This window comes from Chryseobacterium sp. JV558, assembly GCF_033712365.1.
In the GTDB taxonomy this organism is placed as follows: domain Bacteria; phylum Bacteroidota; class Bacteroidia; order Flavobacteriales; family Weeksellaceae; genus Chryseobacterium.
In genome coordinates, this window is the sequence record NZ_WJHU01000002.1 from 654,112 (window position 1) to 680,188 (window position 26,077).

Below are 26,077 nucleotides of genomic sequence, written 5' to 3' on the forward strand. Positions count from 1 at the left end.
GGTTTAAAGAATAAATAAAATGACACATATAGAAAACATAAAAAAACTATTCTCGAAGGATTTTGTAGAAAATCCGTTGCTGGAAAGTTTTGAAGCAGGGAAGATTTATCTTTCCAGTGGAAAGCTGGTTGCCTGCGATCCACTGATCACCAATGATATGCTTCCTTTTACCACAGAGTTTCCGAAGGGAGATTTTTCTGTGATTGTGCACAAAGAAAGAAATAGTAACTGTGTGGCTTATGCCGAAATTATATTCAATAATTCTGAAATTAAAGAATGGAAGCTGGCAACCACAGCAGGACAGAATATAAAGGAACTGGCAAAAGAAGAAATCTTTGGTTACCCCGTAGAAAGTGGGATGGGATGTTTTATGGATGTTGATACTCAAAACAGTCTCAACGAGCTTGAACTGAGATTGTACCAGAATAAAGGAGGAGATTTTATGGGAATCTATGAAGAGTTTTTCCATGAGTATTTCTTTGATGAAAATGGAGCTATTGACCAGTATGCCTTCCTAAAACCAGCAAAGGAACATCCCGGAACTATATTTGGTTTTGAAACCGGATATGGTGAAGGATTTTATGCCAGTTATATAGCGTATGATCAAAATCAACTACCTGTGAAAATAATTACTGAATTTATAGAAATAAGTTAATTTAAAATTAGTTATTTTTGGAACACGATTTTGTCAGTTATAAATTTTAAAGCTAATACAAAACACAATGAATTTCTTATCAGAACAACCCCGAATTATTGTTGTGGGCAGCTCATCCATAGATTTGGTTCTTGAAACCGAAAAACTACCTTCACCCAACGAAACGGTTTTAGCCGTTAAGTCAGATAGCTATTTTGGGGGTAAAGGAGCCAATCAGTCGGTAGGTACTGCCAGGCTGGGGGCAAGTGTGTATTTTATAGGATGCGTGGGAATGGATCCTCTTGGGCAGCAGATCATGCGAAATCTGGTAAGTGAAAATGTAAATGTAGGTTTTGTACATGAAACAGATAGAGAATCTACAGGAACAGCCTATGTAACGACTTCTCATGGTAATGCCGCTATTGTTGTAGTGCCGGCTGCCAATAAATATCTTAGCAAATCACATATAGACGAAGCCGAGAAGTATTTTAATACCGCAGATCTTGTGCTGGTACAGCTTGAGGTTTCTATGGAAGTGGTAGAGCATACCGTTAAAAAAGCTAAAAAATATGGTAAGAAAGTAGGTTTGTATGCTTCTCCTGCAATGAGAGTCAGCGAAGAGATTTTAGAAAAGGTTGATTTTATTGTAGCCAAGAGCAACGAATTATATACCATTTTCGGTGAAGAAAAAAGAGAAGAGGTTCTTAAAAAATATTTCAATAAAGTTTTTGTAAGAGATGATACCAACTCAACCATTTACTTTGATGGTACAGAGATGAAATATTACAGAAACGATAAAGATGAGAAAGTTTACAAAATGGGAATGGGAGATGCATTTACTTCAGGATTTGCTATCGCGCTTTGCCATGGAAATTCTATCGAAGAATGTGTGAAATTTGGAAATGAAGTTTCATCAAGAGTTTCCGGAGGTAAAGGTTCTCAGACTGGGCTGCCAAGAATGTCAGATTTCTTTTCTTAAAGCTATTTACGACATATCAAAAGTCTGAAACTTAACATAAAAATATAAGTAAAATGTCCACTTTTATAGTGGATTTTTTCTTTTTATACTATGGAAAAACTAATATTGACCACGGAAGATCATATTTCTCTGGCTGTCCATCTCTTTAAACCGGAAAATAGTAATGGGAAACTGTTGCTGATCAACTCGGCGACAGGTGTAAAACAGCAGGTGTACTTTTCTTTTGCCAGCTATTTTTCTGAACAGGGATTTACGGTGATTACTTACGATTATAGGGGAATAGGACTTTCTAAGCCCAAAGAAATGAGAGGATTTCATGGTTCAATGAGATTGTGGGGCTCAAAAGATTACAAAGCTTTAACTCAATTTATCAAAACAAACTTTAAGGACTATAAAAAGTACTGTTTAGGCCACTCTGTAGGTGCTTTGATTTTGGGAATGAATAAGGATTCTGAGATATTTGAAGAATTTGTTTTTGTAGGAACACAAAATGCTTTTGTCGGCAACCTTAAAGGAACAACAAAAATTGAAGCCTATCTGGGATTTGGAATTGCTCAGCCTTTAACCACTTCATTATTAGGGTATTTTCCGGCACATTGGTTTGGATTGGGAGAAAGTCTTCCAAAAAATTGCGCATATGACTGGAGAACCTTAATTTTAAACAAGAAATCAACCAACAGACTGTTGGAAAAAATTGATAACTTTTCTAAAAATTTGACACAAAAAGTATTTGTAATCCGGGCAGAAGATGATATCTGGCTGACAGAAAGAGGCGTATTAAGCTTATTGAATACTACTTATCCTAATCTTAAACCCACTTACAGACTGATCGCTGTTTCAGAATCTGATAAAAAGGAAATTGGGCATGTCAATTTTTTTAGAAGTTACAATAACAAACTCTGGGATATTATTTTAAATGAACTGATAGATAAATGAAAAGTACGATTGAGAACACAATAGCATTTGTAAAAGAAAAATTAGAAGGAGCAGAAGCAGGACATGATTGGTTTCATATTGAAAGAGTCTGGAAACTGGCTGCTCAAATAGCAAAAACGGAAGATTGTGATAAAGAGGTGGTAGAATTGTCTGCGCTTCTTCATGATATTGCAGATCCTAAATTTCATAATGGTGATGAAACCATTGCTCCCAAAATATCCAGAGCATTTCTTGAAGAGCAGAATGTTCCCGAAGAAACAATATTGAAGGTTTTATTTGTGATTGAAAATATTTCATTTAAAAACAGAGATCAGGCACCGGTAAATCCACCCATTGAACTTGAGATTGTGCAGGATGCTGACCGTATAGATGCGATAGGAGCTATTGGAATTGCCAGAACATTTAATTTCGGAGGTTTTAAGAATAATCTGATGTACCATCCGGATATGAAACCTAAATTGGGAATGTCGAAAGAAGAATATAAAAAATCTGATGGCACAACAATCAATCATTTCTACGAAAAACTATTGCTCCTAAAGGATATGATGAACACTGAAAAAGGAAAAAAAATGGCCGAAGAAAGGCATGATTATATGCTGAATTTCCTCGACCAGTTTTATAAAGAATGGAATGTAGATTAGAAAATATTATATCCCAGGATTATGGAAGCATATTTAAGTTGTGCCTCCGCCCCTTTTTCTTCGAACAAATTGAAGCCTGTATTATATCTTACCTCTATGATGTATTTGTTATTATAATTGTATCCTATTCCAAATACAGCGCTTTTGAAAGCCTGGGATGAAGATAGCTTTAATCTGTCAAATACATATCCATCATAATCTATAGGGAAATCCTTCGCTGAACTGGTTTTCAGAGTCAGAACATTAATACCAGCATTAATAAAAATCTTTGATTTATCACTGATGAACATGTAATGTCTTATGCTTAGAGGAATACTGATAAATGAATAATTCTCTACATTGATATTATACAAATTACCATTAGTTGTTCTTACAGCAGTCTTATTATTGTAAAGAGAGAAGGTAGGCTCAGCGACAATTGACCATTTGCCTCTATTGAAAGGTAATACAATTTCTGCCTCAATCCCTATCCTGAACCCTGTTTTTGAAGGAGCACCTTCATTACTTAAGGTTTTTGTTATTTCCAATGGTGAGTAAAAATTAAGACCGGGTCTGACAGCTAAGTTAAACTTTGAATTTCTTTTAGTGTCAGAAACATTTTCTTCATTAGTAGTTCCAGAAATTTTGCTATTATATGTAGAGAAAAATTTCATCAGGTCACTACTCGTATATTTTGTTTTTGGAGCGATTGTCTGGGTTGTATTATCATCTGAGAATATTGTTATCAATTGATTAATATATTCTTCATTTGTTGCAACCTGCAGGTTATTTCCATTGAAAAAGTATTTTTTATAAATCAATGGTTGGATAGAAGAATCTGAATCAGAATAAAAATATCTTATTACATTTTCTCCCTGATAAGAGTACAGATTTTTATTACCTGTTACAATTTCTTTAAGGAATACGAAAACCTTTTTAAATTCAGGTTCCTTGATGGAAGAAAGATCTCCGGTATTATCAGATGAATAATCAATATTACCATTGTAAGTAACATATTTTACATCATTGTAGATTCCGAATTCTTTAATTGTAGAGGGAGTTCCGGTACTTTCTGCTGATTTTTCATCCGCTTTGTAAATAAAGCTGTTCGGATTGTTTGCCCATCCCTGATTTTTGATGAGTACTTCTTTTTTTACATCATTACTGCTGATAATGTAGCCTTTTTCGAATTTTATCTGAGCGAAAATAAGTACGACACAGAAGGAAAGTAGTACCGAGAATGTTTTTTTCATGGTTAGTTAAGATTAAAAATATGGGCGCAAATATAGATAAAATAGAGATAAGAAGTATCTTTGTAAAATATGACACTCATTATTTTTATAATATTTCTGGCTTCTGTTCTTTCTCTGGTTTTGTTTAAGATAAAATCAGGAAGTATGGCAAAGTGGGCGAAGCTGTTTCGTATTGTAACAGTTGTTTTTTCAATCTCTGTTTTTACGTACTGGTTTATCAAGAAAAGTGCTGTGGCATTTGTAGATAATTCTGTGGGACTGCAGGTTGTCAATAAACTTCCTCAGGCATTGGATTTTTACCTGGTCAATGTAAATAAAACTGATAAAAATATAACACTTGAGCCTAAACATATTGGTAAAATACGTCCGGAATATTACAGGATAGAATACCTGAAAATGGATAAATCTGACGAATACTGGATCGTAGGCTATCTGGGAAAGAAGAATCTCGTGTATTTTTCCCAGCATTCCGTGCCAAATAAAAATATTGATCAGATTGTAGAAGTACAGAATTACATTAATCAAAGTATGAAACTTTCTGAAGCTGCAAAAAAACAGGTAGACGCCTATAATTATGAAAATACAAAACTGGGGATCTGGATTGCGCTGGACTTTCTGCTTCTGTTTCTCAATCTGGTATTGCTTCTGAAGAAAAATAAATAAGAAAGAATGGGTAATGAGTATTATAAAAAGACTCATTACCCATTGTTATTTTTGCTAAGGATAATCCAGGATTTGCATAATTTTTTCCTTAAATTCCTCAGGACAAGATCTGATGAGTTTGTCTTTACTCTGTTTACTGATTTCTTTGGGGGTAATCCATTCCGTTTTATTGGAATTAAGACTGTGATGATCATATATCCTTTTTATGGTGTTATTTTCATAAAAAATATATTCATCACCAAGCCAGTTACTGGCAATACTGATTGTACAAATTTCCTTTTCCATGATTTATGTTTTAAAGCATAATGTTTAGTGAAATACATTATACTCTAATATACGAAATTTTTCTTTATGAAAAGGAGATGTTTGCTATTTATAAAAAAAGTAAAATAGAGTCTGTTTAATTTTTTATACTGAAATAAATTCTGTTTTTTTGAATAATTGCTGTACATTTTATGACATTTAAAAGAGAGTTCCCGTACTTTCCGTTGCCATTTGTGGAATATGAATATCAGTTTTCCATTCTTCATTCAGTTTCTTGATAAAATAAGCAGATAATAGAGGTGAAGCTTTTTCAATGTTCTGGTGTACGAAAAAATAGAGATTCTGAAGACCTTCTTTCTTCCATTTTGTAAGATGCTTCAGCCAGTCATCCAATCTCTCATAGTCACTTTCTGCATTGGCTCCTACATAACGGATGAATGCATTGGGCGTAGTAAGGCGCATATGGAGCATATCTCTTCTTCCGGCAGTATCTACGATGATATTGGTGATATTATGGGCTTCAAAGAGTTCACAGGTTGTATTAAGGATCTCTTCATCGGTAAACCATTCTGTATTTCTGAGTTCTATAGCTAAAGGAACTTCTTTAGGCCATTCTTTTACAAATTTTTCCAGTCTGTCATAATCCTTAGGCTTAAAATTGTCATGAAGCTGAAGAAAAGCCATTCCCAGTTTTTCATCAAAATTAATCACTGCCGAAGCAAAATGAGTCACTGGATCAGTCACATCAATCAGTCTTCTGAAATGGGAAACTGTATTGGTGATTTTAGGAAAGAATTTAAAATTTTCAGGCGTTTTTTCTTTCCATGTTTTTACCTGATCGGGAGTAGGCATTCCGTAGAAAGTAGCATTCAGTTCAATAGAATTAAACTGAGTGGCATAATAGGTCAGTTCATCTTTAGTTCCTTTAGGGTAAAACCCTTTAAGATCCGTTTTATTCCATTTCGCACATCCGATAGAAACGTTTTCTAGTCCTTTTTTATTAAGAGCCAGCATTTCTTTTGTTTTAGGATGGTCTTTAGGTAACGTGAAATCTATTTTTGACGGGTCTTCTACTTGTCCGAATTTCATATCTGTAGTTTTGGTATTAAACAATAAACACAAATATAAACCAAAAAAATCATAGAAATTTCTATGATTTTTAATGGAAATAATTGTATTGATGATATTTATTTTTTAATGATTTTTTTTGTAGCCTGAGTTTTATCAGTGGTGATTTTCATAATATAAACAGCAGCAGGGTAGGCTGAAAAATCAATGTTTATAATAGCCTGATTGAAGTTTCTATCAAAAATAATTCTTCCCTGAGAATCTATAATTTTTATATTTTTTATAGGAGTATCGGAGCTGACCTGCAAGATGTCTTTTACCGGATTAGGGAAAACTTTGACCTGTTTTATATTGAAGCCTGCATTGTCGCTCTTCAGGAAGGAATTACTGCAATTTGTGGTAAATGTGATATCAGGATATATTGTCTGAAGTTCATTAAGCTGGACATCATCTACACAAACGGATAAATTAGAGTTGTTATTGGTAATATCAATGAAATCTTCCGTAGAGCCGTTTCTCAGATTGGCAGAAATGAGATTAGACATATTCCATAAAGTAGCGGATTCCAGATGTGATGATGTGGAAAGATCAAGTTGAATAATCTGAGGGCAGGTATTAAAATGTACATTCTTCAGATTAATATTATCGGAAGTGTTACTCTGGGTAAGCAAAGGTAGATTTGTTAATGTTAAGGATTCTAAATTAGTATTATTTGAAGTATTCACTGAAGTAAGAAGGTCATTGTAGGAAAGACTTAATGATTGCAGAGATGTGCAGTCTTTGGTATCCAGAGTGGATATTTTTGTATTGCTTACCGCAATATCTTTAAATCCGGTACATTGGCTGAGGTTGATTTCTTCTAAGTTGGAGAATGTATATCCAATTGACAAAGTCTGCAGCCCCGGACAGTTTTCTAAATCAAGTTTCTTTAAATTTTCGTTATTGCTAAATTCAAAATTGGTTAGCGCAACACAATTCTTAGTAATAATATTCTGAAGATTGCTATCCCCTTGCGTACCATTAGTCACAAAACGTCCTGTTTTTAAAGTATGCAGGAAAGGAAGATTGCTTGTATTCACTGTATTCATATATCCGCAGGAGTTGGTGAGGTCAATACTTTCCAATTTTTGGGCAACGCTGAAGTTTACATTATTGGTGATTTTTTGATTAAAAGCCTTCAGGGTTTTAAGTTTTGGAAGACCTGCAAGGTTCAGTGTATTTACATTCCCGAAATAAATTCCGGATGTGGTGGAGTATATATACCTGTTATAGAACGAACAGTCTAATTCTTCAAGATTAATCAGTCCTGCCGTACTAAAATCAATAGTTGGGGCATTTAAACCCATTATTTTATTTAAAGAAGAGCAGCCATTAAGGTTTACATTGGAGAAATAGGATCCTGTTGATTCATAATGATCTGTATTTGCAATAATCTCCTGTAGGTTCGTACAATTATTGGCGATGAGTTCAATATTCTGTTCTGAATACCCGGAAGAGTTGAAACCTCCTGTGACTGATATTTTTGTTAAAGTATTCAGGTTGGGAACGACAATCTTTTCCAGAAATTGACAGGAATCAAATGTAAGAGTCTGAACGTTGGAATTTTCAATATACAATTCTCTAAGCTCAGCAGAACTAATCACTGCATTATTGTTGATTTGCTGACAGTTTTTTATTCTTAAGCTGTTTTCATCAGGGTACCATTGATTACCAGAGATTTGATAGGCGATGATATCGACGATATTCTGAATTCCTGAACAGTTGTCAAAAGAAAGATTAATAGAAGATGCCATATATTGACCTCCCTGTGATAAGTCATAATAAAAAGGTCTTCCCTGAACTTTTTTGATTTTAGTATTATTTGTAAAGCTGATGTTTGCGGTTTTAGTATTCCAAAAATAAAGTTCTTCAAGATTGGAAAACAGTAAAGCATCTGAAATCCCGTCTGGGAGATGGCTGTTATAGTATGTGATATTAATATTATCAGGATCAAAAGTGTTGCCATTAAGATCAATATACATATGATTAGGATCTAACCTGATCGTCAGAACTTTAACCTGTTGTGCTTCCGAAAGCTGAATCTCTCCATCTCCGTTATTGTCTATAGCAATAGAATTTCCATTAAAGTCTTGTGCAATCTGGTTAGTTGTGTTGGAGCTTAGGAGTAAAGCTTTAAATTTTGCATCAGAAAAATTCAGATTCTGAGAATAAGCGATAGAAAATCCGCTTACCCATAAGGTAAATAAAAGTTTTTTCATATTTGAGTTTTAGTTATCAGATAATGTTACAAATCCCTTCGTGTACAATCGGATGCCGTAAATATAACGTCTTTTTTTGAAAAAGATCCCTTTTAGATGTCTGTAGACTGATTTCTTGATTTTAAGTAAAATTGGATAATGAGAATTTATTATACTTAAACTTTATTTTAAATATCTTAAATATAGCTATCAATTTTTATTTGTAAAGAAAGGTTTATCTCTTGATTTTTTGGTATAAATGACCTGTAAAAGCTCTGATAAATAAAAAAGCACACTAAAAAGTGTGCTTTTTTAAATATAGCGTGTTTATTACTTGATCCTATGCTTCACAGCTTGAACATGAAACGAAGTTAACCATCATTTCTTTTGAAACAGATGAACTTCTTTGGTAGTAAAGTGTTTTTACTCCTTTTTTCCAAGCCTCAATATAAAGGTAGTTAACATCTTTTACAGGCATTGTAGAAGGAATCTGAAGATTCAGTGACTGTGCCTGGTCAATATATTGCTGTCTCTGTGCAGCCTGAGAAATAACTTCCATTGGAGAAATTTCTTTAAATGTTTTGAATACTGCCTTTTCTTCAGGAGTAAGCTCATTCAGATGTTGTACCGATCCATGGTTGAGCATGATTGTTCTCCATGTTTCTTCGTTATCCAATCCTTTTTCTTTCAATAATTTTGCAAGGTATTTGTTCTTACGCATAAAGTTTCCTTTCGCAAGACCTGCTTTATAATAGTTGGAAGAGAAAGGCTCAATTCCCGGAGAAGTCTGTCCTAAGATTGCAGAACTTGAAGTGGTAGGAGCAATAGCCATGGTTGTGGTATTTCTTAATCCGTACCCTTTCAATACTTCCGGTTCTCCGTATATGTTGGCAAGTTCTCTTGAAGCCTGCTCAGCCTGTTCTTTAATATGTCTGAAAGCTCTTGCATTGAACTGAGTTGCTTCAAAGCTTTCAAACGGAATCATATTTTTCTGTAAATAAGAATGGTATCCTAAAACTCCTAATCCAAGAGCTCTGTGACGCATTGCAAAAGTTCTTGCTCCCTGCAGGTAATAGTTCCCGTCAGTTTTGTCAATAAACTCAGATAAAACAGCATCCAGGAAGTATACTGCTAATTTTACAGCATCTGTATCTTTCCATTCGTCATACAGTTCAAGGTTCATAGAAGAAAGACAGCAGATGAAAGATTCTTCCATAGTAGATGGAAGCATGATTTCAGAACAAAGGTTACTTGCATTCACCGTCATTCCTAAGTCTTTATAAACCTGAGGCTTATTTCTGTTCACGTTGTCTGTGAAGAAAATATATGGAAGACCTTTTTGCTGACGGCTTTCCAATACTCTTGCCCAAACTTTACGTTTCTCCATATCACCGTCTATCATATCCTGCATCCAGTAATCTGGCACACATACTCCGGTAAATAGGTTTTGAATTGGGCTACCGATATCTTTAATGGATAAAAATTCTTCAATATCTCCGTGGTCAATATCTAAGTAAGCAGCAAAAGCACCTCTTCTTACACCTCCCTGAGAAACAACATCCATAGCTGTATCAAAAAGCTTCATGAATGAAACTGCTCCTGAAGACTTTCCGTTGTCAGTTACAGCTGTTCCTCTGTTTCTTAGTTCTCCAAAATACCCTGAAGTTCCTCCTCCGATTTTAGTCTGCATGATTACCTCACCCATTTTGTGAGTAATTCCTTCAATGCTGTCCGGAATGTGAGCGTTGAAACATGAAATAGGAAGACCTCTTTCAGTTCCCATATTCGCCCATACAGGAGAAGAGAAGCTGATCCATCCTTTTGTGATCATTTCTTTGAACGCCGCTTGAAGTTCTGGCTTGTATAGTCTTTTTGCAGCAGCAGTGGTAATTCTGTCGATTGCTCCGTCTACCGTTTCACCTTTCAACAGATATCCTCTGTTCAGCATCTGCTCAGACTCTTCATTGAGCCACCATATATTTGAATTTTGCTCTTCCATAGATGTTATATTTTCGAATTCCGAAGTGAGAGAATCACTCCGGAATTTTGTTTTTTTATATTATTGATTGTAAAATTTCTACTTTGTGGGAACCGTTCAGTCCGCTTTCGTCTCTTAATCTCTGAAATTCTTTAAAAGACGGAACATTCAAAACTTCATGCTGAACTTCTTCATTGATGTAGTTTGAATAATGTACAAAAGTAACACCGTCTTCTTTTACAAAAACTTTATACTCAAAAGTGGAAGGATTTAAACTCTTGAAATCTTCCAGGAACTTTTGGATATTGATTTTATTATTTGAAACAAAGTCGGGATTTACCGTATAGCTTACTATTACATTGATCATCTCTTCTGTATTTGTGCTTTATTAATGAACTAAATTCCGTTAACTGATCAGAAAGGAATACACATCCTGATACTGACTGCTTTGACGCTCGCTTCGCTCGCGCCTCAATATTAAAACAAATCGTTTGCTGTAATACTCTTATCGTGCTTCGTATAGTCTACAGGTCTTTTTGCAAAGAAATCATCTAATGAATTGGCAAAAACTTCCTCTTCGAACCATACCATTGGTTTGTATTGTTCCGGAGTGATATTGTATCTTGTTTTCATGTTGATTTTCTTCAAGCTGTCATCCACACGGTATTTCATGAAGTTTAACAGATCTTCTTTAGAAACATTGTCGATTTCTCCCAATTCAAAGATCCAGCTAAGGATATCACCTTCTCTTGCGATAGACTCGTCAACTAATGTGTAGATGTCTTCGATATCGCTGTCTGTTAATAAATCAGGTTGTTCCTCACGGATTTTGTTGATCAGGTAGATTCCTGCATTAGCGTGAATTTGCTCATCTACTGAAGTCCATGCAATGATATTGGAAACATTTTTCATGAATCCTTTAAATCTTGTGAAAGAAAGGATAATGGCAAACTGTGAGAAAAGAGAAACGTTTTCTACCAAAATACTGAATAACAATAAAGCGGAAACATATTCTTTTGGAGTAGCAGAATTAGCATGCTTCAAAGCATTTCCTAAAAACTCTATTCTTCCTTTTACAGCAGGAATTTCAATTACGTTAAGGAATTCATCATTATATCCTAATACCTCTAATAAACGGGAATATGCTTCAGAATGACGAAACTCGCATTCTGCAAAAGTAGATCCTAATCCATTGAATTCCGGCTTGGGTAGGTGGTTGTATAAATTCCCCCAGAATGTCTTTACAGACACCTCGATCTGTGCAATGGCTAACAGCGCATTTTTCACAGCATGCTTTTCATGTGGTTCCAACTGCGAATGAAAATCCTGAACATCTGCAGTAAAGTCCACTTCCGAATGTACCCAGAACGATTTGTTGATTGCCTCTACAAATTGAAGCACCTCCGGGTATTCAAATGGCTTATAACTTACTCTTTTATCAAAAATTCCCATATTAAATATCTTTATAATTAAATAATTTAGATCTCTGTGGATAACGTTCTGGAAATACTTAACTTTTTGTTTGTCTGCGTGTTGTAAAATGAAGTTATTCACTTTCGCAAATTCATATTTCTTGTAAAGAACTAATAGCAAAGTTCGAAAAAAAGAACTGATTTTGAAAGAGGTAAATACTAATAGGCTGACTTTTAGCCTGAAAAGTTTTCCACATTTACATGAAACTGGCTAGAATAATAGGCTAGACCACTATATTGAGGGTAAATACATGGAAAACTAAAGTTACAGTTAAACGAATTTTTATAAAGTACTATGAATAAAGGTTTATAATGTTAAACAAAAAAATATTTGAATAAATTTTTATTCTTGTAACAATTTGAAAATATCATCTACTTATTGGGTATAAAACATACATCACTTAATGTTAGTAATTCAGGATTTAAATAAGTCATACGATACAGGGAAAAGCAAACTTCATGTTCTTAAAGGAATTAATCTGAATATTTCTGAGGGCGAGTTTGTTTCTATTATGGGAAGTTCCGGTTCCGGAAAATCTACGCTTCTTAATATTATTGGGATTCTGGATGAAAAAGATTCGGGTACCTATGAATTGGATGGAGTTCCTATTGAGCATTTATCAGAAGTAAAAGCGGCAGAATATAGAAGTAAGTTTTTGGGATTTATTTTTCAGTCCTTTAATCTTATCAATTATAAAACAGCTTTGGAAAATGTAGCACTTCCTCTGTACTACCAAAACGTACCGAGAAAAGAGCGTAATCAGAAAGCTATGGAATACCTTGAAAAAGTAGGATTGGAACAATGGGCAACCCATCTTCCCAGTGAGCTTTCTGGAGGGCAGAAGCAAAGGGTAGCAATCGCGCGAGCTTTGATTACTAATCCAAAAGTGGTGCTTGCAGATGAACCTACGGGAGCATTGGACTCCAAAACCACTCATGATATTATGAAACTTCTTCAGGATATCAACAATGAAGGAAAAACAATCATCGTTGTAACCCACGAACCGGATGTTGCTGCACAGACCAAAAGAAATGTAATTCTGAAAGACGGGGTTATTGAAAGTGATGAGTTTATTAAGCAGATTGTACTATAAGTAAATAGTGAATGGTCAATTTTGCTTCGCAAGTGAATTTTATAATGAGGAGGATAAATAATTTATAACGCACACACAAATGAATATGAAAAAAAATAAGAATGTTTTTGAATCTGAACCATTATAAGCTTAACGTTTATCAGTCAGCCAGAGAATTAAGAATAGAATGTTATAAAGTTTTATCTAAAATTCCTGATCATGAAAAGTTTAATATAATTGACCAGATACGAAGAGCTTCTACTTCAGTGGTATTAAATATTACCGAAGGGTGTTCAAGAAAATCTGAACTGGAAAGGAAAAGATATTTTGAGATTGCCAGAGGTTCAGTTATTGAGTTGGATTCTTGTTTTGATATTGTTATAGAATGTAATTATATTAAAATAGAAGAATTAACAAAAATTGGAAATTTAATAAAAACAACATTTATCCTATTAAGTAAAATGTTGAAAAAAGATTAGAAATGTGAAAAGTAGTTAGGTCGTAATTAAAGTCTGGAGAAGAATAAATTGACAACAAAGTTAATTGACTTCGAAGAAAATTGATTGCGCAGCTAATTGACTTTTTTACAAAGTAAAAAAATAAAAACTATGTTTGACCTAGATCGTTGGCAGGAAATATTCAGTTCTATCCGGAGTAATGTACTTCGGACGGTGCTTTCAGGATTTACGGTAGCTTTGGGACTGTTTATTTTCATTGTGCTTTTTGGAATTGGAAAAGGACTTCAGAATGCATTTTCTGAAGGATTTTCGGGAGATGCCAAAAATCTTATTATTTTTTCTACAGGAAAAGCCTCTTTAGCTTATAAAGGACTTCAGTCTGATCGAAATATAACAATGAATAACTCAGACTATGACTTTTTAATTAATACAGATAAGGAAAAAGCCGGCCCTTCCAGTCCCAGATATAGTGCCAATTTAATGGTGAAATACGGAAAAGAAAGTGGCCTTTATCAGATTAATGGGGCTGAACCTGGGGAGCAAGTCATTGAAAACAGAAAAATTATTGATGGCAGGTATGTGACAGCAATGGATTTGGAAAGGAAATTAAATGTTGCGGTTATCGGGAGAATGGTTCAGAGGGATTTGATCAAAAATGGAAGCCCGATAGGAAAAGAACTCGATATTAATGGAACAATGTATAAAGTCATTGGAGTTTTTTCAGATGATGGAGGAGATAGAGATGAGAGACATATTACCGTTCCGATTAGTACTTTACAGCAGATGAAAAAAGGATCTGATACCGTAAATATAGCCTATATAACATACAATGATAAACTGACTCCGGATCAGGCCATTAAGTATGGTGATGAGCTTAAAGATAAACTAAAAGCGAGAAAAAGTGTATCTCCTGATGATGAAAATGGGGTGCGTGTCTGGAACAATGCAAAAAACATGAATGATACATTTGCATTTATGGCAGTTCTTACAGCGATTGTTGGGTTTATTGGTATGGGTACATTGCTTGCGGGAATTATTGGGATCAGTAATATCATGGTGTATATCGTAAAAGAAAGAACCAAAGAAATTGGGGTACGAAAAGCGATTGGAGCAAAGCCAAGCGGAATTGTAGGATTAATCGTTCAGGAAAGCGTTGTGATTACAGTGGTTTCCGGACTTATTGGTGTAGGAATAGGTGTTTTGGCATTAAACCTTATTGGGAACAGTCTTGAAGAGTTTTTTATTAAAAGCCCAAGTGTAGGGTGGGGAGCTATTATTATGGCATTCATTGCTTTGATTTTTTCAGGATTGATTGCAGGATTTGTTCCCGCATACAGAGCTTCAAGAATTAAACCGATCGAAGCATTGAGAACAGAGTAATTGGTGCAAAAAAAAAATGAAGTAAATTCATAATTTATAACTTATAATTCAACAAGGTGAATATCATATTTAAAAAAGACACTTGGCAGGAGATTTATTACTCATTGAGGAATAATAAACTCCGAACATTTCTTACCATGATCGGCGTAGGATGGGGGATGTTTTTGTATGTGAGCCTTCTTGGAGCAGCAAAAGGAATGGAGAATGGTTTTGATAAATTATTTTCCGGTTTTGCCACCAATTCAATTTTCCTGTGGGCGCAGAAAACCTCTATTCCCTATGACGGATTTCCTAAAGGAAGAGAAGTTCATCTGAACTTAAATGATATGGAAATGCTGAAAAGAAAAGTAACTGCCATTGATTATATTTCGCCGCAAAATGCAAGAGGAAGCTTTACCGGAACACTGGGAGAAGCCATGTCAAGAAACGGGAAGAACGGAACTTATTCACTTACGGGAGACTACTCTGTAGGAAATAAAATTTCAGAAAAGAAACTGATCTTCGGACGGTATATCAATGACGCGGATGTTTCAGGGAATAAAAATGTAGTGGTCATTGGGGAAGAGATTTATAAAAACTTCTTTGATGCCAAGAAAAAAGAAAATCCAATTGGAAAATCGATCAATATCAAAGGACTATTCTTTAATGTAATTGGTGTTTTCCGGGTGAAAAAAGGAGGTGGATTTGAAAATGACCAGACCGCTTTTATTCCGCTTTCCACTTATACCAAAATGTATAATGCCGGAGACCAGATTGACATGTTTGCGATTGTAAGTAAACCTAATGCTAACGTCAATTCAGTAGAAGAAGACGTAAAGAACGTATTAAAAACAAAAAATAAAGTTTCCCCTGAGGATACCAATGCTTTCGGAAGTTTCAACCTTGGAAAAGAATTTAAAAAACTGACAGGTTTTCTTACCGGAATGCAGTTGTTGACTATCATCGTAGGTACACTGACAATCCTTGCAGGGGTTATTGCAATCTCCAATATCCTCTTGATTACAGTGAAAGAAAGAACCAAAGAAATCGGGATCAGAAGAGCATTAGGAGCGAAACCTGCAGAAGTAAGAAATCAGATTTTGCTGGAAAGTGTGGTGATCACACTCTCCTCGGGATTATTAGGTTTTATGTTTGGAATTTTTGTGTTAATGATTCTGAATGCTGTTACCCAAGGCCAGGATTCATTTCCTTTCTATAATCCGACAGTCAACTACGGAAACGTATTTGCAGCAATGGCTGTAATGGTGGTTTTAGGATTGATTATCGGGATGATCCCTGCACAAAGAGCCGTAAAAATCAGACCAATTGAAGCATTAAGAACAGAGTAATTAATTTGAAAATAAAAATAATTTGAAAATTTGATGATCATATACCTGATTCATCTTCTAATTTTTAAATCATCAATCTTTTAATAAAAAATAAACTATACATATGAAAAAGAAATTCACCTGGAAAAAAGCCATTTATATAGTGTTGGGGCTTTTATTTGCAGTGGCATTGTTCTCAGGGATTGGCTATCTTATCAAATCTAATTCTCAAGAAGGAGAAGCTTTCCTTACCCGTAAGCCTACAATCCAGAATATGGATGATAAGGTAATGGCTACAGGGAAAATTGTTCCCAAAGAAGAAATTGAAATCAAACCCAATATTGCGGGGATTATAGAAAAAATCCTAGTAAAAGAAGGAGATAAGGTAGAAGTAGGACAGCTGATTGCTACCGTAAAAATTGTTCCAAGCATCTCTGAAGTAAATGCTGCTCAGCAGGAAGTTCAGAATTCACAGATTCAGATCAGTAATGCTCAGATGAATGTAGGAAATATGCAGAAACAATTTGAAATGCAGGAGAAACTATACAAACAAGGTGTAGCTTCAAAACAGGAATATCTGAACTCTCAGCAGCAATTATTCTCTCAGCAGCAGACGTTGAAAAATGCTCAACAGCAATTGAATACTGCTCAGAAAAGATTACAGATTGCTAAAACAGGTGCAACTCCTGAGCTTAAAGGGCAGGGCTTAGCTACCACAGAGATCCGTTCCAAAGCTTCAGGTACCGTACTGGAAGTTCCTGTAAAAGCAGGAAGCCAGGTGATTGAAGCGAACAACTTTAACGCTGGAACTACAATCTGTTCAGTGGCAGATCTAAATGTTTTGATCTTTAAAGGTGAAATTGATGAAGCACAAGCTGGAAAGCTTAGCGAGGGAATGGATATGAACATCGTAATTGGTGCATTACAAAACAAAACTTTCCCGGGAAAACTTACCATGATTGCGCCTAAAGGAAAAGATAATGCAGGAACTATCAAATTTCCGGTAGAAGGGAATGTAACTAATCCTAATAATGAGTATATTAGAGCAGGTTTTTCTGCAAACGGTGAAATTGTTTTGAGTTCTCAGAAAAATGCATTGCTATTGGATGAGTCTTTAGTACAGTATGAAAAGAAGCAAGGAAAAGACGTTCCTTTCGTAGAAGTGAAACAAAAAGACGGGAAATTCAAAAAAGTATATTTGAAACTGGGAGCTAGTGACGGTATCAACGTTCAGGTTCTTCCGGGATCAGATATTACAAAAGATACTGAGATTAAAGTTTGGAATCCGTCTGATAAAGACAAAGAAGAACTGAAAGAAAAGTCTAATAAAAAATAATAAACTACACTATACACTTTTAAACTGTAATCCTGGAGGAAATCTTTTTCTCCGGGATTTTTTATATCAAAATCTTTTACAAGAGTAAATTCCTATATTTGAGTCAGATAAATCCATGAAAAATGTGTCGATACGCTGTAAAAACTTATAAATTACATTATGTATGTTTTAAATGCCGGAAATCATTTAAACAGCCGGATACTTATGACATTATAAAAAGGATCGAAAAAGAAAAAGTATATCATGAACCTGGTGGGAAAACAATTCGTAGAGTAGGATATGTTTTCACGAAAGCAGAAACAAAGGAACTTGAAAAAATGGTTTCAGATCTTGAAAAAAGAATTATAAAATGCCCAGAATGCAGCAGTGTGATGGCTGATCTTGGGAAGGATTTCAAAGCTCCTAAAAAAACAGCAGTCAAAGAATGGAAGATTGTAGAAAGCCTTTTTAAAACAGGAAAATGTTTTCATTCCTGCGGTTGTGATGGAATAGGATATATTCCCAAAAACCCTAAAGATTATGAAATATACCTGAATAATATATTAAAAACATATCAGGAATATTTAGCTGCCTGTCAGAATACTCCCATAGAAGAATGTACCAAGAAGATTGAAGAAATTAAGTATTGGTCTGACAATATTCAGAAGATAAAAACTGAAATTATTAATAATAAGTTTGAAATAATTAAAGTGTAACGAAAAAGAGATTTAAACTGTCTTACCTTTAAATTCAAACTACACCCCATGAAAAAAGACTATTGGATTCTGCTTCTTTTTATCATTGTAAAGTTTATTCTTCAATACTCGCTGGTAAGTCCTGGGTATGAACTCCACAGAGATGAATATCTACATCTCGATCAGGCCAACCATCTTGCTTGGGGATATTTATCCGTTCCTCCGGTAAATTCCTGGTTAGCATGGGTAATTAAAATATTGGGAAATTCCATATTTTGGGTTAAGTTTTTCCCTGCTTTGTTCGGAGCATTGACGATGGCTCTTACCTGGAAAGTTGTTGAAGATCTTAATGGGAGTCTTTTTGCTAAAATACTTGCCTGTCTGGGAATATTATTTTCAGTACTTCTTCGGGTAAATATGCTGTTTCAGCCTACTTCTTTAGAAATTTTTCTGTGGCTGTTCCTTTATTATACTTTGATTAAATATTTTAATTCGGAAAACGTAAAGTGGATTTACATTGGAGCAGTCATCTTCGGAATAGGAATATTAAACAAATACAATATTGCTTTTTCATTGTTGGGGCTTATTCCTGCATTACTATTAACGGATCAAAGGAAGATTTTCCTACAGTCTCATGTGTATTGGGCTGCACTTTTAGCCTTAATCATTGTTTTTCCTAATCTTCTCTGGCAGTATCAGAATCATTTTCCGGTGATCCATCATATGAAAGAGCTTTCTGAAAAACAGCTTGTGCATGTGGATAGAATGGGTTTTATGAAATCTCAGCTTCTCTTTTTCATTGGGGTTGCTTTTGTTATGATAGCAGGCTGGGGCGCATTATTGTTATACAAACCTTTTGAGAAATTCAAGTTTTTCTTTTGGAGCTATATCATCACAATCGCTCTATTTTTGTTTTTTAAAGCAAAAGATTATTATGCAATAGGACTTTATCCGGTGTATATTGCTTTTGGTTCCGTTTTTCTGGGATATTTATTTGAAAAAGGATGGAAGAGATTTTTAAAACCTGTCAGTATACTCATCCCTATATTGTTATTTCTTCCTTTGTATAATGTTGCCTTTCCGAATAAAAGTCCTGAGTATATTAAGTTCCATCAGGATCAGTACAAAAAGTTCGGACTGCTTCGCTGGGAAGACGGAAAAGATCATCCATTACCTCAGGATTTTGCCGATATGCAGGGCTGGAAAGAACTGGCTCAAAAAGTAGATAAAGAATATTCCCGACTGTCAAAGTCAGGAAATACCATGGTGCTGTGTGATAATTATGGACAGGCAGGTGCTGTTAATTATTATTCAAAGGCAGGTGTTGTAGCGATGTCTTTCAATGCTGACTATATCAATTGGATAGATTTAAGCAAAAAATATAAAAATGTGATCAGAATCAAAGATGCCTCTGAAACTGGAAAAGAACTTAAAGAATCAGGTTCTTTTTTTGAAATGGCAAAATTATATGATTCTATTACCAATCCTTATGCAAGAGAAAAAGGAACGGCAATTTTTAGTTTACAGGGAGCGAAAATAGATGTCAATAAAAGGATTCAGGACGAAATTGATGAAACAAAAAATGAATGGAAATGATAGGATAAAACCATGATCAATAGTTTAAGATATAAAGATAATAGATAAAAAATATTATCGCAATGAAGTTGCATTAGTGAAATTTATTTTACCTTTGCGCTATCAACTATCAACTATCAACTATCAACTATCAACTATCAACTATCAACTATCAACTGAACTATGGAAAACAAAAATTTTGATGTCATTATAATAGGAGGAAGCTATTCAGGATTATCAGCAGGTATGTCACTGGGAAGATCTTTAAGAAATGTCCTGATTATAGACAACGGAAAACCTTGTAACAGACAGACTCCGCATTCCCATAACTTTATTACCCATGATGGGAAAACTCCAGCAGAAATTGCAAAGCTGGCAAAAGACGATGTCGAAAAATATAGCACTGTCCCGTTTTATAATGGGACAGTTGTAAAAACAGTAAAAATAACTGAAGGTTTTGAGATTGAAACTTTATCCGGTGAGAAATTTCATACTAAAAAGCTGATTCTGGCTTCCGGAGTGAAAGATATTATGCCGGATATTCCCGGATTTGCAGAATGCTGGGGAATTTCTGTTATCCATTGTCCATACTGCCATGGTTATGAGGTGAAAAATGAAGTGACCGGAATTCTTTCCAATGGAGATATGGCTTATGAATTTTCAAAACTGATTTTTAATCTGACCAAAAACCTTACCTTATTTACCAATGGAAAGGCTGTTCTCACCCATGAACAAATCGAAAAACTGAACCAGAATAAAATTATCCTTAACGAAGATGAAATTGGAGAGATTAAACATGAAAACGGATCTATTCAAAAAATCTTTTTCAAAAACGGAAAAGAACTTCCTTTACAGGCTTTATATGCTAAAATTCCTTTTGAACAAAACATCAATGTATCCGGAGATCTGGGATGTGAGCTTACAGAACAAGGATTTATTAAAGTAGATATGATGCAGAAAACAAATGTTCCCGGAGTTTTTGCCTGCGGAGATAATGTAACAATGATGCGTTCGGTTGCTAATGCTGTTGCACAAGGGAATTTTGCAGGTGCTGTGGTTAATAAAGAACTTGTAGACGAAGAATTTTAAAGGATTTTTGATCAAATTAAAACGATCATAATATTTGATTTATTGATAAGGTTTTTCGTTTTTTAGTGTTTAAAATCATTTTTTCAATAGAGAAATCTCGACGAAAATTCCGTACATTTGGGGTGGAAATTTCAAAAACTAAAAGTAAAATGGATATTATTTTCGACCTGATTGAAAAGGAAAGACAAAGACAAACTCATGGATTAGAGCTTATCGCATCAGAAAATTTTGTTTCTGAAAACGTGATGAAAGCTATGGGAAGTGTACTGACAAATAAATATGCTGAAGGATATCCCGGAAAAAGATATTACGGAGGATGTGAAGTTGTAGATGAGGTTGAAACATTGGCTATCAACAGAGCAAAAGAACTTTTCGGAGTAGACTATGTGAATGTTCAGCCACATTCCGGTTCTCAGGCGAATGCAGCCATTTATCTTGCAGTTTTGAAACCTGGTGATAAAATCATGGGGATGGATCTTTCAATGGGAGGACACCTTACTCACGGTTCTGCAGTGAACTTTTCTGGGATTCAATATAATGTAGTTTCTTACGGAGTACAGCAGGAAACAGGTCTTATTGATTATGACCAAATGAGAGAAGTTGCTCTAAGAGAAAAGCCAAAAATGCTTATTGCTGGTTTCTCAGCGTATTCAAGAGACCTGGATTATGCTAAATTCAGAGAAGTGGCAGATGAAATTGGAGCTACACTTTGGGCAGATATCGCTCACCCGGCTGGTTTAGTAGCAAAAGGATTATTAAATTCACCATTCGAGCACTGTCATGTAGTAACTACCACTACTCACAAAACCCTTAGAGGTCCAAGAGGAGGTATGATCATGATGGGCAAAGATTTTGAAAATACATATGGCCACAAAACTCCAAAAGGAGACATCAAAATGATGAGCCAGGTATTAGACGGAGCTGTATTCCCAGGTATTCAGGGAGGTCCGCTTGAGCATGTAATCGCTGGTAAAGCAGTAGCTTTCGGTGAGGCTTTGGATGTACAGTTCGAAACCTATGCAAAACAAGTTAAATCCAATGCTCAGGCACTATCAAAAGCGATGATCGACAGAGGATTTGATATCGTAAGCGGAGGTACAGACAATCACTTGATGCTGGTAGACCTTAGAAATAAAGGTGTAAACGGTAAAGAAACAGAAAAAGCATTAGTGCTTGCTGATATTACCTGCAACAAAAACATGGTTCCTTTTGATGATAAATCTCCATTTACAACATCTGGTATCAGATTAGGAACAGCAGCAATTACAACAAGAGGATTGAAAGAAAATGATATGGATACTATTGCAGGATTAATTTCTGAAGTGGTAGATAATATCAAAAATGAAGAAGTTCTTACATCTGTAAGAAAGAAAGTTAACGAATTAATGGAAGGAAAAGCTTTGTTTAATTACTAACAGGCGTTTCAATATCATATAAAGAATGGGCAAACGCTCATTCTTTTTTTATTCAAATGGAAAAGAAATCTTATACTTTCGAAGAAATCAAACAGAAACTGGTCAATTATTGTGTTTATCAGGATCGTTGCCATGCAGAAGTGGAACAGAAGATGAGAGAGTTTCTGCTTATTGATGAAGCTAAAGAAGAAATTATTTTATACCTCCTGCAAGAAAACTATCTGAACGAAGAAAGGTTTGCACGAAGCTATATCAGAGGCAAATTTTATATCAAACACTGGGGCAGGACCAAAATAAAAATGAATCTGAAGCAAAAACAGATTTCAGAAAGATTGATCAATTCATGTTTTGATGAGATAGATGATTCTGATTATGAGAAAACGATCCGGAAAATTTTTGAAGGGTATTATTCCAAACAAACCGGTTTGAAAGAATATCAAAAAAAAACCAAGACAATAAAGTATTTGATGAGTAAAGGTTTTGAATATGAGAAAATAATTGATATTTTTGATTAATATATTAATAAATTAAAAAAAAACTTGACATATGACTTTTAACAAAAAAACAATCAGTTCAGTGAAAGAGATTGATACATAAAGATTTAATAATTATTTTGAAGATAAAACAGCTGAAATGAAGAATTTCTATAGATAAAAATCGCCTTTATAAGACTTTATATGGTATGATTTTTGTCTGTGAGTTTAGCTGTACCGTAATGAAATTATTAAATTTCATAAATATAACATCAAATTTATTTTTGATTTCAACATATTGAAATAAATTTATTTTATTTTTGCATGATTGTATCGGAATTATCTTTGATCAGATGATCAGATATACACCTAATTAAATATGAAGACCAATATAGACAATGTACGATTCTCTTAGAAAAACAATATTTGGAGGGGATAATGTTGTCAATCTCTCAGACGTAAGATATCTTCCTAGATGGATAATTCTTGTAATAGATATTATTATTCTAGTTATATCTTTATTTCTTTCTACTTACATTATCGAAAAAATTACCAAGCAGGAATTTATATATCATGAAGATAAAAGCTTAATATTTGCTTTTATTATTATTGTGAATACTGCTTTTATGTATCTCTTCAAGACCTATGCCGGAATTATCCGCCATTCAACATTTATAGATTTATTTAAGCTTCTGATATCCTGCTTTTGCACAATGCTGGCTATTGGAACTGTAAACATTCTTTACTTCTGGACTACAGGAGCTAAGTTTATACTTACTCCTTATCTGATCCTTTATTTTGTAATTTCATTTATGGGATTGTTCCTTTTCAGATTATATGTGAAAGAGTTTTTTCATATTGTAAGGGAATACAGAAGAAGTGCACTGAAAAAAAGAATTTTGGTGCTGGGTATTGATGAACAATCAATTGCAATAGCACGTGCTATTCTGGATAATCCAAGCCTGCCTTATCAGGTTGTAGGTTTCTTAACTCAAAGAACAGATTCTAAAAGAGCATCTCTACTAGGAAAGCCCATTTACGGAAAACAAAAAATAGAAGAAAACACCAAAGAAGATCTTATTATTGATGGTATTCTCATTGTTAAAGAAATGATGGCCAGAGATGAGATGAATGCGTGGGTAAATTTATTTTTAGAGAAGGATCTTAATGTCTTCAAGGCACCATCTGTACAAAAGCTGAGAGACAGTGATTTGGGTGGATCTATCAGGAATCTTCAAATTGAAGATTTATTAAATAGAAAACCTATTAAAATTCAGAATGAAAAAGTTAAGAGCAGACATTTTGATAAAACAGTATTAGTGACCGGTGGAGCTGGCTCCATAGGAAGTGAAATTGTAAGACAGGTGGCTAACTTTAATCCTTCTTTAATTGTCATTCTGGATCAGGCAGAGACCCCTCTTTATGAAATTGAACTTGAAATGAGAGATAAGTTTCCTCATATTGCTTTCAAATTTGTTTTAGGAGACGTTTCTAATTATCACAGAATGGAATCTCTGTTCCAGACCTATAACTTCTCGATGGTATACCATGCCGCTGCTTATAAGCATGTGCCTTTAGTAGAAGAAAACCCGCATGAAGCAATTTTTGTTAATATATTAGGGTCAAAGATTGTTGCAACATTATCCAGCAAGTATAAAGTAAACAGGTTCGTAATGGTATCTACAGATAAAGCTGTAAATCCTACCAACGTAATGGGAGCTTCAAAACGAGCTGCAGAACTTTTTGTACAGTCACTGCAAAATGTAGATGGTAATGTTACTAAATTTATTACAACAAGATTTGGAAATGTATTAGGATCCAATGGTTCCGTAATTCCCCATTTTAAAAAACAGATTGAAGCTGGAGGCCCGGTAACCATTACTCACCCGGATATTGTAAGATATTTTATGACTATTCCGGAGGCTTGTGAACTTGTACTGCAGGCCGGAACAATGGGTGAAGGAGGTGAGATTTTTGTCTTTGATATGGGTGAACCTGTTAAAATTCTTGATCTTGCGAAAAGAATGATCAAGTTATCAGGATTCGAACCTAATATTGATATTAAGATCATTTATACAGGATTAAGGCCTGGGGAAAAGCTGTATGAAGAACTCTTGAGTGATGATGCAAAAACACTTCCTACTCATAATGATAAAATTATGATCTCTAAAGATCCTTCTACAGGATTTGAAGAAATAGATACACTTACTAAGCAAATTACTAAAGCTTCCCTAAGAAGAGATAAAGTGGAAGTAGTAAGGATTCTTAAAACAATTGTGCCAGAATTCCGAAGTAATAATTCAATCTATGAGGCACTAGATAAATAGAAAGAATATAAATGTATATTTGCATAATTTAACAATATAATGAAAGGAAAAATATTAGCAGTAGTTTTGGTGTCCTCTTTGGTGATTTCCTGTAAAGTAAATCCCAATGCTAAGAATGATTTAAATTATATGCAGAATATAGAACAGGTTGCAATCAATGCTTCTGCTAAAAATTCTGCAAATACAATTCAAGCAGGGGATCAGCTGGTTATTCTGATCACGGCAAAGGATATGGATGTTGTAAAACCTTTTAATCAAAACTATTCTTCATCAGAACTTGTTCAAACCAATGCTGCAGCTGGAGGAAATACTCCTAATCAGGGAGCAACAATACTGTCAGGTCCAACATATATTGTAGATACGAATGGTGATATTGACTTTCCAATATTGGGAAAACTGAATACTTTAGATAAAAGTTTGACAACATTTAAAGATGAACTAAGGGAAAAAATGACGAAATATGTCATTAATCCAACAGTTAATATGAGACTGTCAAACTTTAAAGTTACCGTATTAGGAGAAGTAAATAAACAGGGTGACTATACTATTGCAAACGGGCAGGCAACGATCTGGAATGCATTAGGGATGGCTGGTGATTTGACTCAGTATGGAAAAAGAAATGATATATTGGTGGTAAGAACAGAGAACGGGGTTGTTTCTCACGGCCGCATTAATCTTCATGATGCTAATTTAATTAATTCTCCATATTATAACCTGAGACAAGGGGATGCCATTATTGTTTCTTCAAACAATACAAAAGATGTTATGGCAAAACAAAATCCAAATACAGGTCTTTACCTGACAGCAATTTCTATCGGTATTACAGCCATAGCAGTAGTGGTAAGTTTATTTAATAAGAAATAAAA

General features: G+C 34.5%; 24 protein-coding genes. 17 read left to right on the plus strand and 7 right to left on the minus strand.

Features of this window, described 5'->3' with window-relative positions:
- The first annotated feature begins 19 nt into the window (after nucleotides 1-19).
- The 4 genes from GFU89_RS08770 (at nucleotide 20) to GFU89_RS08785 (ending at nucleotide 3,190) form a co-directional block, all read left to right on the plus strand.
- Nucleotides 20-655: a DUF4241 domain-containing protein gene (locus GFU89_RS08770; protein WP_318846766.1), complete on the plus strand. Its 636-nt coding sequence runs from the start codon at nucleotides 20-22 to the stop codon at nucleotides 653-655.
- Between the two features lie 67 nt (nucleotides 656-722).
- On the plus strand, nucleotides 723-1,613 hold the full coding sequence (locus GFU89_RS08775; RefSeq protein WP_318846767.1) for a ribokinase: 891 nt from the start codon (nucleotides 723-725) through the stop codon (nucleotides 1,611-1,613).
- A 90-nt stretch (nucleotides 1,614-1,703) separates the two neighbouring features.
- The gene (locus GFU89_RS08780) at nucleotides 1,704-2,549 is read left to right on the plus strand and encodes an alpha/beta fold hydrolase (protein WP_318846768.1); all 846 of its coding nucleotides are present in this window, start codon (nucleotides 1,704-1,706) and stop codon (nucleotides 2,547-2,549) included.
- Nucleotides 2,546-3,190, plus strand: a complete 645-nt coding sequence (locus tag GFU89_RS08785) for an HD domain-containing protein (protein WP_318846769.1) — start codon at nucleotides 2,546-2,548, stop codon at nucleotides 3,188-3,190. The genes GFU89_RS08780 and GFU89_RS08785 overlap by 4 nt, the downstream gene beginning before the upstream one ends.
- Here GFU89_RS08785 and GFU89_RS08790 read toward each other — a convergent pair.
- Nucleotides 3,187-4,422, minus strand: coding sequence for a hypothetical protein (locus GFU89_RS08790; RefSeq protein ID WP_318846770.1), 1,236 nt, complete (start codon nucleotides 4,420-4,422; stop codon nucleotides 3,187-3,189). The two genes, GFU89_RS08785 and GFU89_RS08790, sit on opposite strands and share 4 nt — an antisense overlap.
- Nucleotides 4,423-4,491: 69 nt before the next feature.
- Between GFU89_RS08790 and GFU89_RS08795 the strand changes: the two genes are divergently transcribed.
- On the plus strand, nucleotides 4,492-5,085 hold the full coding sequence (locus GFU89_RS08795; protein WP_318846771.1) for a hypothetical protein: 594 nt from the start codon (nucleotides 4,492-4,494) through the stop codon (nucleotides 5,083-5,085).
- Nucleotides 5,086-5,139: 54 nt separating this feature from the next.
- Here GFU89_RS08795 and GFU89_RS08800 read toward each other — a convergent pair whose 3' ends face one another.
- The 6 genes from GFU89_RS08800 to GFU89_RS08825 all read right to left on the minus strand — a co-directional run bounded on the left by GFU89_RS08800 (nucleotide 5,140) and on the right by GFU89_RS08825 (nucleotide 12,084).
- Entirely contained in the window at nucleotides 5,140-5,370 is a 231-nt protein-coding gene (locus GFU89_RS08800; protein WP_318846772.1) for a hypothetical protein, read from the minus strand.
- A 177-nt stretch (nucleotides 5,371-5,547) separates the two neighbouring features.
- Nucleotides 5,548-6,438, minus strand: coding sequence for a DUF72 domain-containing protein (locus GFU89_RS08805; protein WP_318846773.1), 891 nt, complete (start codon nucleotides 6,436-6,438; stop codon nucleotides 5,548-5,550).
- A 98-nt stretch (nucleotides 6,439-6,536) separates the two neighbouring features.
- The gene (locus GFU89_RS08810; RefSeq protein ID WP_318846774.1) at nucleotides 6,537-8,675 is read right to left on the minus strand and encodes a T9SS type A sorting domain-containing protein; all 2,139 of its coding nucleotides are present in this window, start codon (nucleotides 8,673-8,675) and stop codon (nucleotides 6,537-6,539) included.
- 319 nt (nucleotides 8,676-8,994) lie between these two features.
- Complete coding sequence (locus GFU89_RS08815; RefSeq protein WP_318847163.1) at nucleotides 8,995-10,662, minus strand: ribonucleoside-diphosphate reductase subunit alpha; 1,668 nt, start codon at nucleotides 10,660-10,662, stop codon at nucleotides 8,995-8,997.
- Nucleotides 10,663-10,708: 46 nt separating this feature from the next.
- Nucleotides 10,709-10,999, minus strand: a complete 291-nt coding sequence (locus GFU89_RS08820) for a hypothetical protein (protein ID WP_318846775.1) — start codon at nucleotides 10,997-10,999, stop codon at nucleotides 10,709-10,711.
- A 110-nt stretch (nucleotides 11,000-11,109) separates the two neighbouring features.
- Entirely contained in the window at nucleotides 11,110-12,084 is a 975-nt protein-coding gene (locus GFU89_RS08825; RefSeq protein ID WP_047378790.1) for a ribonucleotide-diphosphate reductase subunit beta, read from the minus strand.
- 424 nt (nucleotides 12,085-12,508) lie between these two features.
- Between GFU89_RS08825 and GFU89_RS08830 the strand changes: the two genes are divergently transcribed.
- The 12 genes from GFU89_RS08830 to GFU89_RS08885 all read left to right on the plus strand — a co-directional run bounded on the left by GFU89_RS08830 (nucleotide 12,509) and on the right by GFU89_RS08885 (nucleotide 26,075).
- Entirely contained in the window at nucleotides 12,509-13,198 is a 690-nt protein-coding gene (locus tag GFU89_RS08830) for an ABC transporter ATP-binding protein (RefSeq protein ID WP_318846776.1), read from the plus strand.
- A 101-nt stretch (nucleotides 13,199-13,299) separates the two neighbouring features.
- Nucleotides 13,300-13,656: a four helix bundle protein gene (locus GFU89_RS08835; RefSeq protein WP_318846777.1), complete on the plus strand. Its 357-nt coding sequence runs from the start codon at nucleotides 13,300-13,302 to the stop codon at nucleotides 13,654-13,656.
- A gap of 129 nt (nucleotides 13,657-13,785) precedes the next feature.
- Nucleotides 13,786-15,015: an ABC transporter permease gene (locus GFU89_RS08840; protein WP_318846778.1), complete on the plus strand. Its 1,230-nt coding sequence runs from the start codon at nucleotides 13,786-13,788 to the stop codon at nucleotides 15,013-15,015.
- 56 nt (nucleotides 15,016-15,071) lie between these two features.
- A complete protein-coding gene (locus tag GFU89_RS08845) occupies nucleotides 15,072-16,343 on the plus strand; it encodes an ABC transporter permease (protein ID WP_413228583.1) in 1,272 nt (423 codons plus the stop codon).
- Nucleotides 16,344-16,446: 103 nt separating this feature from the next.
- Complete coding sequence (locus tag GFU89_RS08850; protein WP_318846780.1) at nucleotides 16,447-17,658, plus strand: efflux RND transporter periplasmic adaptor subunit; 1,212 nt, start codon at nucleotides 16,447-16,449, stop codon at nucleotides 17,656-17,658.
- A gap of 122 nt (nucleotides 17,659-17,780) precedes the next feature.
- The gene (locus GFU89_RS08855) at nucleotides 17,781-18,353 is read left to right on the plus strand and encodes a hypothetical protein (protein WP_318846781.1); all 573 of its coding nucleotides are present in this window, start codon (nucleotides 17,781-17,783) and stop codon (nucleotides 18,351-18,353) included.
- A 48-nt stretch (nucleotides 18,354-18,401) separates the two neighbouring features.
- Nucleotides 18,402-19,928, plus strand: coding sequence for a glycosyltransferase family 39 protein (locus tag GFU89_RS08860; RefSeq protein ID WP_318846782.1), 1,527 nt, complete (start codon nucleotides 18,402-18,404; stop codon nucleotides 19,926-19,928).
- A 162-nt stretch (nucleotides 19,929-20,090) separates the two neighbouring features.
- Entirely contained in the window at nucleotides 20,091-20,996 is a 906-nt protein-coding gene (locus GFU89_RS08865; protein WP_318846783.1) for an NAD(P)/FAD-dependent oxidoreductase, read from the plus strand.
- Nucleotides 20,997-21,145: 149 nt separating this feature from the next.
- Nucleotides 21,146-22,411 carry a serine hydroxymethyltransferase gene (gene glyA / locus GFU89_RS08870; RefSeq protein ID WP_318846784.1) on the plus strand — a complete coding sequence of 422 codons (1,266 nt, stop codon included), beginning with the start codon at nucleotides 21,146-21,148 and terminating at the stop codon, nucleotides 22,409-22,411.
- Between the two features lie 56 nt (nucleotides 22,412-22,467).
- Nucleotides 22,468-22,926 (plus strand): regulatory protein RecX, encoded by a 459-nt coding sequence (locus GFU89_RS08875; protein ID WP_318846785.1) that lies wholly within the window; start codon nucleotides 22,468-22,470, stop codon nucleotides 22,924-22,926.
- A gap of 356 nt (nucleotides 22,927-23,282) precedes the next feature.
- Entirely contained in the window at nucleotides 23,283-25,211 is a 1,929-nt protein-coding gene (locus tag GFU89_RS08880) for a nucleoside-diphosphate sugar epimerase/dehydratase (protein WP_318846786.1), read from the plus strand.
- Between the two features lie 39 nt (nucleotides 25,212-25,250).
- Nucleotides 25,251-26,075, plus strand: coding sequence for a polysaccharide biosynthesis/export family protein (locus GFU89_RS08885; RefSeq protein WP_318846787.1), 825 nt, complete (start codon nucleotides 25,251-25,253; stop codon nucleotides 26,073-26,075).
- Nucleotides 26,076-26,077: the final 2 nt, after the last annotated feature.

What these genes read in the sequence shown, in the direction of transcription:
- GFU89_RS08770 (WP_318846766.1), top strand. Translation starts at nt 20, where the DNA reads ATGACACATATAGAAAACATAAAAAAACTATTCTCGAAGGATTTTGTA.
- GFU89_RS08775 (WP_318846767.1), top strand. Translation starts at nt 723, where the DNA reads ATGAATTTCTTATCAGAACAACCCCGAATTATTGTTGTGGGCAGCTCA.
- GFU89_RS08780 (WP_318846768.1), top strand. Translation starts at nt 1,704, where the DNA reads ATGGAAAAACTAATATTGACCACGGAAGATCATATTTCTCTGGCTGTC.
- GFU89_RS08785 (WP_318846769.1), top strand. Translation starts at nt 2,546, where the DNA reads ATGAAAAGTACGATTGAGAACACAATAGCATTTGTAAAAGAAAAATTA.
- GFU89_RS08790 (WP_318846770.1), bottom strand. Translation starts at nt 4,422, where the DNA reads ATGAAAAAAACATTCTCGGTACTACTTTCCTTCTGTGTCGTACTTATT.
- GFU89_RS08795 (WP_318846771.1), top strand. Translation starts at nt 4,492, where the DNA reads ATGACACTCATTATTTTTATAATATTTCTGGCTTCTGTTCTTTCTCTG.
- GFU89_RS08800 (WP_318846772.1), bottom strand. Translation starts at nt 5,370, where the DNA reads ATGGAAAAGGAAATTTGTACAATCAGTATTGCCAGTAACTGGCTTGGT.
- GFU89_RS08805 (WP_318846773.1), bottom strand. Translation starts at nt 6,438, where the DNA reads ATGAAATTCGGACAAGTAGAAGACCCGTCAAAAATAGATTTCACGTTA.
- GFU89_RS08810 (WP_318846774.1), bottom strand. Translation starts at nt 8,675, where the DNA reads ATGAAAAAACTTTTATTTACCTTATGGGTAAGCGGATTTTCTATCGCT.
- GFU89_RS08820 (WP_318846775.1), bottom strand. Translation starts at nt 10,999, where the DNA reads ATGATCAATGTAATAGTAAGCTATACGGTAAATCCCGACTTTGTTTCA.
- GFU89_RS08825 (WP_047378790.1), bottom strand. Translation starts at nt 12,084, where the DNA reads ATGGGAATTTTTGATAAAAGAGTAAGTTATAAGCCATTTGAATACCCG.
- GFU89_RS08830 (WP_318846776.1), top strand. Translation starts at nt 12,509, where the DNA reads ATGTTAGTAATTCAGGATTTAAATAAGTCATACGATACAGGGAAAAGC.
- GFU89_RS08835 (WP_318846777.1), top strand. Translation starts at nt 13,300, where the DNA reads ATGTTTTTGAATCTGAACCATTATAAGCTTAACGTTTATCAGTCAGCC.
- GFU89_RS08840 (WP_318846778.1), top strand. Translation starts at nt 13,786, where the DNA reads ATGTTTGACCTAGATCGTTGGCAGGAAATATTCAGTTCTATCCGGAGT.
- GFU89_RS08850 (WP_318846780.1), top strand. Translation starts at nt 16,447, where the DNA reads ATGAAAAAGAAATTCACCTGGAAAAAAGCCATTTATATAGTGTTGGGG.
- GFU89_RS08855 (WP_318846781.1), top strand. Translation starts at nt 17,781, where the DNA reads ATGTGTCGATACGCTGTAAAAACTTATAAATTACATTATGTATGTTTT.
- GFU89_RS08860 (WP_318846782.1), top strand. Translation starts at nt 18,402, where the DNA reads ATGAAAAAAGACTATTGGATTCTGCTTCTTTTTATCATTGTAAAGTTT.
- GFU89_RS08865 (WP_318846783.1), top strand. Translation starts at nt 20,091, where the DNA reads ATGGAAAACAAAAATTTTGATGTCATTATAATAGGAGGAAGCTATTCA.
- glyA (WP_318846784.1), top strand. Translation starts at nt 21,146, where the DNA reads ATGGATATTATTTTCGACCTGATTGAAAAGGAAAGACAAAGACAAACT.
- GFU89_RS08875 (WP_318846785.1), top strand. Translation starts at nt 22,468, where the DNA reads ATGGAAAAGAAATCTTATACTTTCGAAGAAATCAAACAGAAACTGGTC.
- GFU89_RS08880 (WP_318846786.1), top strand. Translation starts at nt 23,283, where the DNA reads ATGTACGATTCTCTTAGAAAAACAATATTTGGAGGGGATAATGTTGTC.
- GFU89_RS08885 (WP_318846787.1), top strand. Translation starts at nt 25,251, where the DNA reads ATGAAAGGAAAAATATTAGCAGTAGTTTTGGTGTCCTCTTTGGTGATT.